At 64.1% G+C, this 14,918-nt stretch carries 12 protein-coding genes and 1 pseudogene; 3 read left to right on the forward strand and 10 right to left on the reverse strand.

Annotation, left to right across the window (positions count from 1 at the left end):
• Positions 1-4: 4 nt before the first annotated feature.
• Positions 5-2,005 (reverse strand): hypothetical protein, encoded by a 2,001-nt coding sequence (locus tag EN857_RS22690; RefSeq protein WP_127309993.1) that lies wholly within the window; start codon positions 2,003-2,005, stop codon positions 5-7.
• Entirely contained in the window at positions 2,005-3,540 is a 1,536-nt protein-coding gene (locus EN857_RS22695) for an NAD(P)H-hydrate dehydratase (protein ID WP_127391278.1), read from the reverse strand. The genes EN857_RS22690 and EN857_RS22695 overlap by 1 nt, the downstream gene beginning before the upstream one ends.
• A gap of 357 nt (positions 3,541-3,897) precedes the next feature.
• On the opposite strand from EN857_RS22695, the gene EN857_RS22700 reads away from it, so the two are divergent.
• Entirely contained in the window at positions 3,898-4,236 is a 339-nt protein-coding gene (locus EN857_RS22700; RefSeq protein WP_006205430.1) for a P-II family nitrogen regulator, read from the forward strand.
• A 51-nt stretch (positions 4,237-4,287) separates the two neighbouring features.
• On the forward strand, positions 4,288-5,697 hold the full coding sequence (gene glnA / locus EN857_RS22705) for a type I glutamate--ammonia ligase (protein WP_127286113.1): 1,410 nt from the start codon (positions 4,288-4,290) through the stop codon (positions 5,695-5,697).
• 260 nt (positions 5,698-5,957) lie between these two features.
• Here the strand turns inward: glnA and EN857_RS22710 are convergent, their stop codons facing one another.
• Positions 5,958-6,998, reverse strand: a complete 1,041-nt coding sequence (locus EN857_RS22710) for a glutamine synthetase beta-grasp domain-containing protein (protein ID WP_127312043.1) — start codon at positions 6,996-6,998, stop codon at positions 5,958-5,960.
• A 309-nt stretch (positions 6,999-7,307) separates the two neighbouring features.
• Between EN857_RS22710 and EN857_RS22715 the strand changes: the two genes are divergently transcribed.
• Positions 7,308-7,502 (forward strand): DUF2735 domain-containing protein, encoded by a 195-nt coding sequence (locus tag EN857_RS22715; RefSeq protein ID WP_127286111.1) that lies wholly within the window; start codon positions 7,308-7,310, stop codon positions 7,500-7,502.
• Positions 7,503-7,586: 84 nt separating this feature from the next.
• Here the strand turns inward: EN857_RS22715 and EN857_RS22720 are convergent, their stop codons facing one another.
• From EN857_RS22720 to adh, 7 genes and pseudogenes are all read right to left on the reverse strand, one after another.
• A complete protein-coding gene (locus EN857_RS22720; RefSeq protein ID WP_127286110.1) occupies positions 7,587-9,473 on the reverse strand; it encodes an MFS transporter in 1,887 nt (628 codons plus the stop codon).
• A 186-nt stretch (positions 9,474-9,659) separates the two neighbouring features.
• The gene (locus EN857_RS22725; RefSeq protein ID WP_127286109.1) at positions 9,660-10,451 is read right to left on the reverse strand and encodes an ATP12 family chaperone protein; all 792 of its coding nucleotides are present in this window, start codon (positions 10,449-10,451) and stop codon (positions 9,660-9,662) included.
• A 10-nt stretch (positions 10,452-10,461) separates the two neighbouring features.
• Positions 10,462-11,334 carry a DMT family transporter gene (locus EN857_RS22730; protein WP_187331409.1) on the reverse strand — a complete coding sequence of 291 codons (873 nt, stop codon included), beginning with the start codon at positions 11,332-11,334 and terminating at the stop codon, positions 10,462-10,464.
• Positions 11,335-11,375: 41 nt separating this feature from the next.
• Positions 11,376-12,362, reverse strand: coding sequence for an RluA family pseudouridine synthase (locus tag EN857_RS22735; protein ID WP_127391271.1), 987 nt, complete (start codon positions 12,360-12,362; stop codon positions 11,376-11,378).
• 99 nt (positions 12,363-12,461) lie between these two features.
• Entirely contained in the window at positions 12,462-12,836 is a 375-nt protein-coding gene (gene crcB / locus EN857_RS22740; protein ID WP_127284624.1) for a fluoride efflux transporter CrcB, read from the reverse strand.
• Between the two features lie 31 nt (positions 12,837-12,867).
• Positions 12,868-13,235, reverse strand: a pseudogene (locus EN857_RS22745) (DUF779 domain-containing protein).
• A gap of 63 nt (positions 13,236-13,298) precedes the next feature.
• On the reverse strand, positions 13,299-14,816 hold the full coding sequence (gene adh, locus EN857_RS22750) for an aldehyde dehydrogenase (RefSeq protein WP_127284623.1): 1,518 nt from the start codon (positions 14,814-14,816) through the stop codon (positions 13,299-13,301).
• Positions 14,817-14,918 lie beyond the last annotated feature (102 nt).

Below are 14,918 nucleotides of genomic sequence, written 5' to 3' on the forward strand. Positions count from 1 at the left end.
TCAGCTACTCCTCTTGCGCCGCTCCGAAACCCGCACCCATGGTGGCGCGTGCCGCGCTCGCCCAGGGCGTGGCGTGATTGTCGATGCGCATCTGGAAGATGAAATAGGTCGGCGAGCAGAAGCCGATGCCCTTCACCTTGGCGGCGCCCGGCGTGTCCGCCGGCAGCGACTGGCACATATAGTCCTCGCGGCAGAAATGGTCCGCCGAGCAGGCCGGCCGGTTGCCGCGATTGACGGCGCCGCCGAGGCACTGGTCGAAATTGTTTGTCGCCACGCAGGTATCGAACTTCTTGCCGCCGACCAGTCCGCAGATCTCGTTCGGCATCGGCTTGCCGGCCTTGAAGGCGGCGAAGCTGCGGTCCTTGTCGTCGCAAGCTCGATAGGCGATGCCTGCCGGCACGCCGATCTTCGGCGGCCGGCAAGTGTAGGCGGTCCGTGAAATGTCGGAGGCGAACGCCGCAAACTGCCCGGCGATTGTGTAGCGGTCGTTGAAGGGCTGCGCTTCATTGCTGGCGATCGAGCCGGCCAGGCACGGATGGCCGGAAAACATCGCCTTGCTGTCCTTGGGCAGCAGGCATTGCGCCAGCGTGGTGCGCACGCCCGAAGCCGTGGCGAGCGGTGTGCAGATGGTGCCGCCGCCGCACTGCCAGGTCTGGCCGAAGCGGGCGGCGTCCTCGGGCCCCAGGCACGGCATCGCCATCTCGGCCGGCGCGTAGGCGACTTCGCCGGCACCCCTCCATTCGGCCGGCGGTGCGAATGAGAGCGGGCGGAAACGGTTCGGCTCCTTGCCCTCGGTCACGGCGCGCAGCCAGGCCTCGCGGCGCGTGATCTCGGCATGGAGATGCGGCGAGATGCCGACCTCGATGCGGTTGAGCGGCGACGTCGTCTTGTCGTCGAGGCCGATGAAATGGAAGCCGGCGGTGGAGCCTGCCTGATGGCAGCCCTGGCAGGCGCCATTGTCCAGCCGTTCGACCAGCGCCTCCGGCGTGCGCGCCAGCTTCAACCCGGAATAGTCGAGCCCGGCGAAATCGGTAGGCTCGAACAGCGACGTGAACGGATGGTTGGCCTGCCTGGCGCTGCCGAAGGTCGACCATGAGATGACCTTCTTCGCCAGGAACTCGTCCGGCATCTCATAGACGCCGAGATCGACCGGGCCGACATTGGCCCGGACATAGTCGGCGAGCTTTTTCTTGAGCACGGCATCTTCCGACAGCCGCGCGACGTCAGGCGTGTTCTCCAGCGGCTTTTCGCTGACCGTGGCGCCACCGATCCCAAAAATCCGCATGAGGTAGGCGGCCTGGCCGCCGAACTCGGTCTCTTGGCCGGAGGGAAAGCGCACCACTTGCGCGTTGAGTTCGAGCTGCTTGAAGGTCAGTTCTTCCGGCTCCAGCGGCCCGCCGGCCAGCCAGCCGGCATCGACGGCCTCGTCGAGCTGCGGCGTCCAGCGCCCGGCAACCCCGACGCAACCGCCGTCGGCATCCGGAGCGACGCTGTAGACGGCATTGAAATTGAACGGCAGGCGCGAGGCCAGGACCTTGCCGTTCTTCCTGAAACTGTAGGCCAGGCGGTAGATGAAGCGCACCTCGCCGCAATTCTTGTCGCCGCTCAACGCGGCGAAGTCGCGCCGGTCGAGCCGGTTGACGACACCGACCAGCCGGAAGCGCGCCGCGTTCGTCTTCAGCCAGCGCATGTCCATGATGCGGCCGACATTGCCGTCGGTCACCTCGTAGAGGGTGCGCCCGCCGGCTTTCATCTCGGCCCTCAGCGCGGCGACGTCGGCTGCCACCGTCTCGACGATGGCGTGATAGGCGGGCGCTTCCTGATAGAGCGATTTCAGGTCGTCATCGCCGTCCATGGCGAAAATGCCGGCGAAGCCGAAGCCCTTGGCATCGAGGGCCGCGAGGACCGCCGGATCGTCGACGATGGTCACAGGCTGCTGAGCGCGCGCGCCGCACGGCACCAATAGCGCGACGACAGCCGCAATGACGAGAGCGAACCGCTTCATCAGGTGGCATCCGCCTGCTGTGCTTCAACCAGTTCGTGCAGCACCGGCACCATCGCCAGCGGCAGGTCCTCGGCGATCAGCCCGGGACCGAAGCGGCTGCCGGCCTCGGCGTGGATCCAGACCGCCGCCGCCGCCGCTGCGAACACTGCCATGCCTTGTGCCAGAAGTCCCGCGATGATGCCTGCCAGCACGTCGCCCGACCCCGCCGTGGCAAGCCATGGCGCGCCGTTGCCGTTGATGGCCGCGAGGCCGTTCGGTGCCACAATCACCGTATCGGCCCCCTTGTAGACGACGACCGCATTGGCTCGCTGGGCGGCTGCGCGCGCCTTGGCTAGTTTGGAGAGATTTTTGTCTGCGGCAATGTCCGGAAACAGGCGAGCAAATTCACCTTCATGCGGTGTCATCACCAATGCGGGAGCGTGCGGCTCGTGAGTTGCTTCAAAGAGGCTCGCAGGCTCATCGCGAAACGAGGTGATGCCATCGGCATCGAGGACCAGCCCGCCGATCCCGCTGGCAGCGCCTTGCCGCCCGGCTCGCAGTATCGCCAAGGCAAGATCCCGTGTCCTCTCGCCGACGCCGAAGCCAGGTCCGAGAACAAAGGCCGAAGGCCGGCGCTCGCCGATGAAGTTGTTCAGGTCGGCTACGGTGTCGGTCCTGCGCAGCATGATCGCGGTCAGGTGCGCGGCATTTATCTGCATGGCGTCCGCTGGCGACAGCACGGTTACCGCTCCTGCCCCTGCCCTCGCGGCGGCAAGCGCCGACAACCGCGCGGCGCCGGTTGTCGACGGCCCGCCGGAAAACACCCCGGCATGGCCACGTTTGTATTTGTGCGCGTCGGTGGCTGGAACCGGCAAGTTCCCGAGCCAGAGAGCCGGCTTATTCTCGAACGTTCTTGGAATGAGGTCGTTGACGACACTGTCGGGGATGCCGATGTCGGCAAGCACGATCTCACCGCAGAGTTCGCGACCTGGCAGCAGCAGATGCCCGGGCTTTTTTCGAGCGAAGGTAACGGTGATGTCGGCCCGAAAAGCTTCTTCCCCAAGCACTGCACCGGTATCGCCGGAGACTCCCGAAGGCAAATCGATCGCAACAACCGGCAAGAGCAGGGATTTGGCAAAATCGATGGCGTTCGTAGCGTCGACGGGCAGCGACTTCGACAGCCCTGCCCCGTAGAGCGCATCGACGACGATTGAGCCGAAATCAGGGGCAAATGTCGTCAGCGGTCGGGGCGCGACCGGGCACTCCGCCGCGGCAATCGCGGCGTCGCTGCCGGCCCGCGGCTTGCCCGATACCCACACCGCGACATCGACGCCGGCCTCGGCCAGCAACCGCGCCACGACATAGCCGTCGCCGCCATTGTTGCCGGTGCCGCACAGCACATGCACGCGCGTCGCGGCCGGGTAACGCGCCAGCACAACGGCTGCGACCTCCGCGCCGGCCCGCCGCATCAGGCCGTAGCCGTCGAGCGGGCCAGCAGCGATTGCCAGCCGGTCGGCCTCGGCCATTTCAACCGGAGATAAAAGTTCGTTGCTCATGGATTGCCGTCCGCCCTCCGGTGAAGCATTGTCCAGTTTTCGGTTTGAAGCAAACAGCGAACACTGCCATTGCCTATAAAGGCATCGTTCGATGCGATGCGCCAACGGGCAAAACTGCCTGCAGATTGCGCTATTTGCCTAATTATTGTGCGGACGGGAGGGTCAGCAATGTATAGGCTTCGAGCGTCGATGACGCTTCCAATGCAGCGAATGACGCGAATGCGCATCGGGACGCGGCATGGTAGTGAAATCGCCCAATGGCGCTTCGAATCCGTCCGGACTGGCACAGTTCGTGCTTGATCGAAGCCGCAAGCGGGGCACAAAACCCGTCTTTTGGCAGTGGAGGCCACGTTTTACATGAAAAAGATCGAAGCGATCATCAAGCCATTCAAGCTGGACGAAGTGAAGGAAGCGCTTCAGGAGGCCGGACTGCAAGGCATCACCGTGACCGAGGCCAAGGGCTTCGGCCGGCAGAAGGGCCATACCGAACTCTATCGCGGCGCCGAATATGTCGTCGACTTCCTGCCCAAGGTGAAGATCGAGGTGGTGCTGGGCGACGACGCCGTCGAAGGCGCCATCGAGGCCATCCGCAAGGCGGCGCAGACCGGCCGCATCGGCGACGGCAAGATCTTCGTCTCCAACATCGAGGAAGTCGTGCGCATCCGTACCGGTGAGACCGGGATGGACGCCGTCTGACGCCTTTCTGCAACGTCATCATCAAAAAAACGTCACACAGGGATACATGACATGACGACAGCCAAAGACATCATGAAGCAGATCAAGGACAACGACGTAAAGTTCGTCGACCTGCGCTTCACAGATCCGAAGGGCAAGCTGCAGCACGTAACCATGGATGTCGTCGAGGTCGAGGAAGACATGTTCGCCGACGGCGTCATGTTCGACGGCTCCTCGATTGCGGGCTGGAAGGCGATCAACGAGTCCGACATGGTGCTCATGCCCGATCCCGACACGGTGCACATGGATCCGTTCTTCGCCCAGTCGACCATGGTCATCCTGTGCGACATCCTCGATCCGGTCTCCGGCGAATCCTATAACCGCGACCCGCGCGGCACCGCCAAGAAGGCCGAGGCCTACATGAAGTCGGAAGGCATCGGCGACCAGATCTTCGTCGGTCCGGAAGCCGAGTTCTTCGTGTTCGACGACGTCAAGTACAAGGCCGATCCCTACAACACCGGCTTCCGCCTGGACTCCACCGAACTGCCGTCCAACGACGACACCGACTACGAGACCGGCAATCTCGGCCATCGCCCGCGCATCAAGGGTGGCTACTTCCCCGTGCCGCCGATCGATTCCGCCCAGGACATGCGCTCGGAAATGCTGACCGTGCTCGCCGAAATGGGCGTGCGCGTCGAGAAGCATCACCATGAGGTCGCCGCCGCGCAGCACGAGCTCGGCATCAAGTTCGACACGCTGGTGCGCAACGCCGACAAGATGCTGATCTACAAGTACGTCGTGCACCAGGTCGCCAACGCCTACGGCAAGACCGCCACCTTCATGCCGAAGCCGATCTTCGGCGACAACGGTTCGGGCATGCACGTCCACCAGTCGATCTGGAAGGGCGGCAAGCCGACCTTCGCCGGCAATGAATATGCCGGGCTGTCGGAGAGCTGCCTCTACTACATCGGCGGCATCATCAAGCACGCCAAGGCGATCAACGCCTTCACCAACCCGCTGACCAACTCCTACAAGCGCCTGGTGCCGGGCTACGAGGCGCCGGTGCTGCTCGCCTATTCGGCGCGCAACCGCTCGGCGTCCTGCCGCATTCCGTTCGGCTCGTCGCCGAAGTCGAAGCGCGTCGAGGTCCGCTTCCCCGATCCGGGCGCGAACCCCTACCTCGCCTTCGCCGCCATGCTGATGGCCGGCCTCGACGGCATCAAGAACAAGATCCACCCGGGACAGCCGATGGACAAGGATCTCTACGACCTGCCGCCGAAGGAGCTGAAGAAGATCCCGACCGTCTGCGGCTCGCTGCGCGAAGCGCTGCAGAGCCTCGACAAGGACCGCGGCTTCCTCAAGGCCGGCGGCGTCTTCGACGACGACCAGATCGACAGCTACATCGAGCTGAAGATGGCCGAGGTGATGCGCTTCGAGATGACCCCGCATCCGGTCGAATACGACATGTACTACTCGATCTAAACTTCTGATCGGATTGAGATTTGAAGCCCTCGGAGGTCTCCCTCCGGGGGCTTTTTCATTGTCGTCCATGGTGATTATGCGAGCTATCGCGAGCCGGTGCTCAATAGGCGACGCGCACGTTCGCCGTCAGCGTGTTTCGCCACGTGCGCGATTTCTGTGCCGCCGCTTGGGCGATCTCCATGCAAAAAAGCCCCGGCGTTTCCGCCGGGGCCTTCTGGTCGCAGAGTATTCTGTTGCGGCGCGAACGCGCGCCGAGCGGATCAGGCGGCAGCCGAAACCTGGCCGCTGGCCGGGACCGACGCGATCGTCTTCAGGATCTGCGAAGCGATCTGGTAGGGGTCGCCCTGCGAGTTCGGACGGCGATCTTCCAGATAGCCCTTGTAGTCGTTCTTGACAAACGAGTGCGGCACGCGGATCGAGGCGCCGCGGTCGGCTATGCCGTAGCTGAACTTGTTCCACGGCGCGGTCTCGTGCTTGCCGGTCAGACGCTTGTCGTTATCCGGGCCGTAGACGGCGATGTGATCCATCAGGTTCTTGTCGAACTCGGCCATCAGCGCTTCGAAATAGGCCTTGCCGCCGACTTCGCGCATATAGGCGGTCGAGAAGTTGGCGTGCATGCCCGAGCCGTTCCAGTCGGTGTCGCCGAGCGGCTTGCAGTGGTACTCGATGTCGATGCCGTACTTCTCGGTCAGGCGCTGCAGCAGGTAGCGGGCCATCCACATCTGGTCGGCGGCCTTCTTGGAGCCCTTGCCGAAAATCTGGAATTCCCACTGGCCCTTGGCCACCTCGGCGTTGATGCCTTCATGGTTGATGCCGGCGGCGAGGCACTGGTCGAGATGCTCCTCGACGATCTGGCGCGCGACCGAGCCGACGTTCGAGTAGCCGACGCCGGTATAGTACGGGCCCTGCGGCGCCGGGTAGCCGCTCTCGGGGAAGCCGAGCGGACGGCCGTCCTTGTAGAAGAAATACTCCTGCTCGAAGCCGAACCAGGCGCCCTCGTCATCGAGGATGGTGGCGCGCTTGTTGGAGACATGCGGCGTCACGCCATCGGGCATCATCACTTCGCACATCACCAGCACGCCGTTGGTGCGGGCCGGATCCGGGAACACGGCGACCGGCTTCAGCACGCAGTCGGAACTGTGGCCTTCGGCCTGCTGGGTCGAGGAGCCGTCGAAGCCCCACAGCGGCAGCTGCTCGAGCGTCGGGAACTCGGCAAACTCCTTGATCTGGGTCTTGCCGCGAAGATTGGGGACCGGTGTGTATCCGTCGAGCCAGATATACTCGAGCTTGTATTTGGTCATTCTAGAGCCTCTCGTTGCTTGATCACCGCGCAGGGCGACGACGCATGGCCGGGCCGAGCCGACCTGCCGCGTCTTAAAAAGCAATTCGTGTGCCACTCCGGCAGTGGAGGGTGCGGCAAAATGGTCGTCACAAAGCGCTGAATGTGCTGAGCCGCCTCAGCGATGCGTTCAGATCGATCAAAAGCATAGTTTGCACAAAAATAGTGCAAATACTGATCTTTTTGTGGGCATATTGCCTAAATGAGTCGCAACCACTATCTTGGAAAGTAGATGAATCGACAGGCTCCTGGAGAAGAAGGGAGATCGCCAATGCAAGTCACCCCGTCCCGTCCGTCGGCAAAGATTTTGATGTTCCCCCTGGCAGGGCGCAAATCTGCCTCAAATTTAGGCGCAAAGGCCAAGTTCGCGGCAGAGCTTGCCTCGCTGCGCAACACGCATGCCGATTTTGATGGCTGGTACCACGAGGCGGCGATTGAGGAAGAGAGCACGCAGCGCAAGAGCTGATCGAGCCCTCCAGGGATTTCAGAATGGGAAAAGCCCGGCGTGATCACTCACGCCGGGCTTTTGCTTTGAGCGCCTGAGCAGCGCCTACTGCTTGGTGTTGAGGTCGGTTCCCAGCGTATCCCTGACGAAGATCATGCCGATGATCAGCGACATGGCGGCGATCACCACCGGGTACCAGAGGCCGTAATAGATATCGCCCTTGTAGGCGCTGAGCGCGAATACCGTCGCCGGCAAGAGACCGCCGAACCAGCCATTGCCGATGTGGTAGGGCAGCGACATGCCGGTGTAGCGGATGCGGGTCGGGAACATCTCGACCAGGATCGCCGCGATCGGCCCGTAGACCATGGTGACGAACAGCACGAGGATGAACAGGATGCCGATGGTCATCGGCCAGTTCACCGCCGCCGGATCGGCGAACATGGCAAACGCGCCGCCGCCCGGAATGCTGTAGACGGTGATCTCGGGCGCACCCGCCGCCTCATCCTTGGTCAGCAGCTTGTCTTTGACGGCCTGGTCGACAGCAACCGTCGTCTTCTCGCCGCCGCGGATCGCCGCCGCGTCGAGCTTGAGCTCGGGATTGGCCGCGACAAAGGCGTCGAGCTTCTGGTCCGGCACCTTGGCCGCCGCGCGCTTCAGCGGATAACCGCCGTCCCGCAACGACATGTTGACCGCCTTGACGAAGGCAGCGTCCTTGGCCTTGGCCTGATCGCCGGCGGCGACGGCGTCGTAGGACTCCACCGTCTCATTGCCGATCTTGACCGATGCGGCCGTTCCGGGTGCCGCCGTCGTGACCACGTCGTAAGGCACCGAGTTCTTGGTCAGGAACGAGGTGGCGATATCGCAGGACGTCGTGAACTTCGCCGTGCCGACCGGGTTGAACTGGAACTTGCAGTCGCCGGGCGCCGCGGTCACCGTCGCACGGGTGTTCTGCTGCGCGGTGGCGAGCGCCGGATTGGCAGCCCAGGTCAGTGCCTTGAACAGCGGGAAGGTGCAGACGATGCCCAAGGCGAGGCCGGCCATGATGATCGGCTTGCGGCCGATCTTGTCGGATAGCCAGCCGAACACGACGAAGAAGATCGAGCCGATCGCCAGCGCCACCGCGATCATGATGTTGACCGACTGCGGGTCGACCTTCAGCACGTTCTGCAGGAAGAACAGCGCGTAGAACTGGCCGTTGTACCAGATCACGGCCTGGCCGGCGGTGAGGCCGAGCAGCGCCAGCAGCGCGATCTTGGCATTCTTCCACTGGCCGAAGGCTTCCGAGAGCGGTGCCTTCGAACCCTTGCCTTCCTCCTTCATGCGCTGGAACGTCGGCGACTCCGAGAGCGAGAGCCGGATCCAGATCGAGATGGCGAGCAGCACGAAGGAGACGATGAAGGGAATGCGCCAGCCCCAATCGGCATAGGTTTCCTTGCTCATCGACCCCTGCACGATGAGGATGACGATCAGCGACAGGAACAGACCGAGCGTCGCCGTCGTCTGGATCCAGGAGGTGTAGAAGCCGCGGCGATCGTCGGGGGCATGCTCGGCGACATAGGTGGCGGCGCCGCCATACTCGCCGCCGAGCGCCAGGCCCTGCAGCATGCGCAGCCCGATAAGGATCACCGGCGCGGCGATGCCCCAACTGGCATAGCCTGGCAAGAGACCGACCAGGAAGGTCGACAGGCCCATGATCGTCATGGTGACGAGGAAGGTGTATTTGCGGCCGACAAGATCGCCGATGCGGCCGAACAGCAGAGCGCCGAAGGGGCGGACCAGGAACCCGGCGGCGAAGGCGAGCAGCGCGAAGATGTTGCGCGTCGCTTCCGGCGCCGAGGAGAAGAAGGTGGCGCCGATGAAAGCCGCCAGCGAGCCGTAGAGATAGAAGTCGTACCATTCGAAAACGGTGCCGAGCGAGGAAGCGAAGATAACCTTCTTCTCCTCCCGCGTCATGCCGCGGCTTGTTCCGCCGGCGGTCGATGCCATTGCCATTGAAAAGTCCTCCCGTGAGATCCCGTCTGTCCGCGATGGCTGCGCGCCATCGTCCACCTCTCCTCCGAGAGCAGACTCAAAGACGCAGCCACAGGTAAAAAGTGGCAGAAAGCGCCGGCGAAAGGCACCGCGACGATGGGATTATGACTTTCGTATTAGGTGCAGTGCGAAAGCGGAGCGCTGCGCTCAGGCTTTCAGCGCCTCGAGCAGGCCGATGGCCGCCAACATGTCGCGCTTGCGGGCCGAGCGGCGCGCCACGGCCTCGGCGTCCTGGCCCCAATGCTCGATCTGCCAGTCCTCGTCGACATGGGCTGCGGCCCAGGCCGTTTCGCCATCGAGTTCGCCGAAATCGACAGCCATGGCCAGCAGCGCCGATCCGGTCAGCGAGGTCATGACATGGATGGCGGCGAGCCGCAGCGGCTCGTTGCGCTGCGCAAGATGGGCGCCGAGCACGGCGATGGTCTCGCGCGGCTGCTCGACATGAACGATGCCCTCGGCGAGAAGGAAGCGGGCGCCAAGCGCGCCGCGCGCCCAATCGATGACCGGGTCCCAAAGCTGGTTCTGCCGGTCTACCAGCCCTTGCGGGCCATCGGCGCGGTAGCAGAGCAAGTCGGACGAGGCGAAGCGCAGGATATCCTCCAGCACCGCCTGCGGATCGCTGGCCACGCCGTCGATGGCGGTGTTGACGAGGCGCATGACCGGCATGGTGACGGGGTCGATGACCTCGCCTTGCGCGTCGAACTCGCCGGCAACCAGGGCCGCCGCCTTTTCGGTTGGCAGCGCCAGCAGTGTCTTGCCTGGCGTGCGTACCGGCCTGCCGTCGAGATGGACGGCAAAGCCCTCCTCAACCGGCGCGAGCGAGACGGTCTTGTAGAAGCGCTTCGGCAGCGGCGTCTTCATCTGGATCTGGGCGCGGCGCACGGGATCGGGATCGGAGAGCTGCTTTCCCGCTTCGAGGTCATTGAGGATGTCGCGCATGTCGAACTCCTTACGCTGGAACCTGCCTGCGCGGCCGGTTGACGATGATGAGGCCGGCGGCGATCAGGCCGAGCGCCAGGAAGATCCTGACTGTCGGCGGCTCGCCCAGCAGCACCGCGCCGCACAGAACGCCGAAGACCGGGGACAGGAAGGCGAAGCTCGACAGGCCGGCCGCCGGATAGCGCGTGAGCAGCCAGAACCACAACACATAGGTGAATGCGACGATATAGAAAGACTGGAACAGCAGCGCCAGGGTCGGCAAGGCGGTGACCGCGCGGATGGGCGGGCCGGCGAAAGGCATCACCAGCAAACCGACGACAGCTGCGCCAGCCAGCTGGTAGAGCAGCAGTTTCTCGGCGCTGGTCTCGACCAGTTTCGACCGCTTGATGACGATGCTGGTCATCGCCCACAGGATCCCCGACCCGAGGCTGAGCAGATCACCGGTGAGTGTGGCAGTGTTGCCGGCAACGATGCCGTCGGAGAAGACCGCCGCAAGGCCGCAGAAGGCCAGAACCAGTCCGCCCAGCTTGCGCGCGTTGATGCGCTCGCCGAGCAGGAAATGACCGCCGATCAAGACCCAGAACGGCATGGTGTTGACCAGCAGCGTGTTGCGGGCAACGGTTGTGTATTCCAGCCCGATATAGAGGCACAGGAACTCGACGCCGAAGAGCACCCCGACAATGATGCCGGCGACAAGCGTCCCGTCCGCTTCGAACAGCTTGATGCCGCGGAGCCGACACCATCCGAGCACGCAAAGCCCGCCGAGGATCGAGCGCGCGATCGAGACGAAGACGGGATCATAGCCGGCGTAGGAGACCTTGGCGGCGACATAGTTCAGCCCCCAGGAGAAGGTCAGCCCGACCATGATCGCGGCGGCCGCCATGTCGACCGCATCCCGGCGATCGAGCGCGCCGGTGGCGCCGCTCACCCCTCCTCCTCCGCGCTCTGCTCATCGAAGCCGATCAGATTCCAGCTCTGGCGCATATGCGGCGGCATCGGCGCGGTGACGTCGATGACGCCCTTGTCCGGGTGCGGGATGAGGATGCGGCGCGCATGCAGATGCAGTCGGTTCTGCATGCCGCCCGGAAAATCCCAATTGGTATCGGCCTCGAAATATTTGGGATCGCCGATGATAGGGCAGCCGATATGAGCGGCGTGGACGCGCAGCTGATGGGTGCGGCCGGTATAGGGCTCCATCTCCAGCCAGGACAGCGATTGCGCCGCTTGCTCGACGACGCGGTAGTAGGACACCGCATGGTCGGCGCCCTTCTCGCCGTGTTTGGCGATGCGCACGCGGTCGCCGTCCGGCGTCGGCTCCTTGATCAACCAGGTCGAGATCTTGTCTTCGCGCTTCGGCGGCACGCCCTTGACCAGCGCCCAGTAGGTCTTCTTGGTCTCGCGCGCCCGGAAGGCTTCCGACAGCTTCATCGCCGCAAGGCGGGTGCGGGCGACGACCAGCACGCCGGAGGTGTCGCGATCGAGCCGGTGCACCAGGCGCGGCTTCTCGCCCTTCTGGTTGCGCCAGGCCTCCAGCATGTCGTCGACATTACGGGTGACGCCGGAGCCGCCCTGCACGGCGAGCCCCGCCGGCTTGTTGAAGACGAAGACCTTCGCATCCTCGTGCAGAAGCATCTTGGCGAGCACATCGGCGTCGCCCTGGTTGCGGATCGAATGGCCGGTGAGCGGCGCATCGCCCTTCTTGTCGACGTCGAGCGGCGGAATGCGGACCGTCTGGCCGGGCTCGACGCGGGTGTCGGCCTTCACCCTGCTGCCGTCGACGCGGATCTGGCCGGAGCGCAGGAGCTTCTGCAGATGGCCGAAGCCGAGACCCGGAAAATGGGTCTTGAACCAGCGGTCGAGCCGCATGCCCGCCTCGCCGGCCTCCACCGTGATCTGTTCAACGCCTGCCATTTGTCTCGCTTTGCCTCTTCGGAAGCGGGGGCAATAGCACTAATGCATGTCGCCCAAAAGTGTCTGGCGGTTTTGGGACAACGACATGCATGAACAAACCTAAGGCAGGCTTCTTGCGAGCCAAAGACCCAGAAACAGGGCGAGGATCGCGCCAATGACGCTGGCGAGCGCGTACCCGAACGCCGGTAGCGTCGCGCCGCGCTCCCAAAGCGTGGCGAAATCGAGCGAAAAGGCCGAGAAGGTGGTGAAGCCGCCGAGGATGCCGGTGGCCACGAACAGCCGCACTTCGTTCGAGCCGCCGCGCCGCGCGAGCACGGCGATGAACAGACCCATGACGAACGAGCCGAGGATGTTGATCGCCATCGTGCCCCAGGGATAGTTGGGGCCGACCAGGCGCAGGGTGCCCATATTGGTCAGGTGGCGGATGCCGGCGCCGATGCCGCCGCCGATGACAACGAGAAGTAGATTGGCCATGGCGGCTTTCTGCCGTTGCCGGATTGCCCGGTCAATCCCTCTCGATGGCGGAGGGAACCGTGCAGATCGTCGAGCGCGTCAGAAACCGCCTCTCGCGGCCATTGTCGAGCGAGAACATGCCGCCTCTGCCCGGCACCACGTCGATGATCAAATTCGTGTGTTTCCAGGCTTCGTACTGTGAGGCGCTATATAGACCGGCGTGTCGCCGATCTCGCCCAGCATGACGTCGCCGTCGCCGACGATGAAATCGCCGCGCGGGTAGCACATCGGCGAGGAGCCGTCGCAGCAGCCGCCGGACTGGTGGAACAGGACCGGGCCGTGATCGGCGATGATGTCGGCGAGGAACGCCTCTGCCTCCGGCGTGGCGGACACTTTGCCCAGCGATTTCTTGTCCAAGATGTCCTCCCCCTGTTTGAAGGGGGGACGCGGCGAACCGCGCCCTCCCCGCACCTCGGGAGTCGATCAGAAGAAGCCGAGCTTCTTCGGGCTGTAGCTGACCAGCATGTTCTTGGTCTGCTGGTAGTGGTCGAGCATCATCTTGTGCGTCTCGCGGCCGATGCCGGACTGCTTGTAGCCGCCGAACGCCGCATGCGCCGGATAGGCGTGGTAGCAATTGGTCCACACGCGACCGGCCTGGATGGCGCGGCCGAAGCGGTAGCAACGGTTCGCATCGCGGCTCCAGATGCCGGCGCCGAGGCCGTAGAGCGTATCGTTGGCGATCGACAGCGCCTCGTCATCATCCTTGAAGGTGGTGACCGACACCACCGGTCCGAAAATCTCCTCCTGGAAGATGCGCATCTTGTTGTGGCCGCGGAACACGGTCGGCTTGACGTAGTAGCCGCCGGCAAGGTCGCCCGGCAGGTGGTTCTGTTCGCCGCCGGTCAGCACCTCGGCCCCTTCCTGGCGGCCGATGTCGAAGTAGCTCAGGATCTTTTGCAGCTGCTCGCTCGACGCCTGCGCGCCGATCATCGTGGCGGGGTCGAGCGGATCACCCTGGACGATCGCCTCTACACGCTTCAGCGCCCGCTCGATGAACCTGTCGTAGATCTTCTCATGCACCAGCGCCCGGCTCGGGCAGGTGCAGACCTCGCCCTGGTTGAGCGCGAACATCACGAAGCCCTCGATCGCCTTGTCGAAGAAGTCGTCGTCCTCCACCGTCACATCCTGGAAGAAGATGTTGGGCGACTTGCCGCCGAGCTCCAGCGTCACCGGGATCAGATTCTGGCTGGCATATTGCGAGATCAGCCGGCCCGTCGTCGTTTCGCCGGTGAAGGCGATCTTGGCGATGCGTTTGGACGACGCCAGCGGCTTGCCGGCCTCGAGCCCGAAACCATTGACGATGTTGAGCACGCCCTCCGGCAGAAGGTCGCCGACGAGGTCGGCCCACAGCATGATGGTCGCTGGTGTCTGCTCGGCCGGCTTTAGCACCACGCAATTGCCGGCGGCGAGCGCCGGCGCCAGCTTCCACACCGCCATCAGCAGCGGGAAATTCCAGGGAATGATCTGGCCGACGACGCCGAGCGGTTCGTGAAAATGATAGGCGACGGTGTCGTGGTCGATCTCGGAGATCGAACCCTCCTGGCTGCGCAGGACGCCGGCGAAATAGCGGAAATGGTCGATGGCCAGGGGCAGGTCGGCCGCGGTCGTCTCACGGATCGGCTTGCCGTTGTCCCAGGTCTCGGCCAGCGCCAGCAGGTCGAGATTCTCTTCCATGCGGTCGGCGATGCGGTTGAGGATGAGCGCGCGGGCGGCTGGGCTTGTCCTGCCCCAGGCCTCCTTGGCCTTGTGCGCGGCGTCGAGCGCCGCTTCGATGTCGCTGGCGTCCGACCGGGCGACCTCGCCCAGCGGCCCGCCGGTCACCGGCGAGATGTTCTCGAAGTACTTTCCGGAGAGCGGCGCCACCCATTTGCCGCCGATGTAGTTGTCGTAGCGCTTGGCGAAGGGAACCTTGGCCGTGCGGGAAAATTCCACCTTGTTCATTGTCTGCCTCCCAGCAAAACAGCGCCACGGAATGTGTCGCGTCGCGGGAGACAGTCGCGGATGGCTTTTAGCTTGTCAGCCCGGGGTCGGACGATCGCAGCC

The organism is Mesorhizobium sp. M4B.F.Ca.ET.214.01.1.1, assembly GCF_004791545.1.
In the GTDB taxonomy this organism is placed as follows: domain Bacteria; phylum Pseudomonadota; class Alphaproteobacteria; order Rhizobiales; family Rhizobiaceae; genus Mesorhizobium; species Mesorhizobium abyssinicae.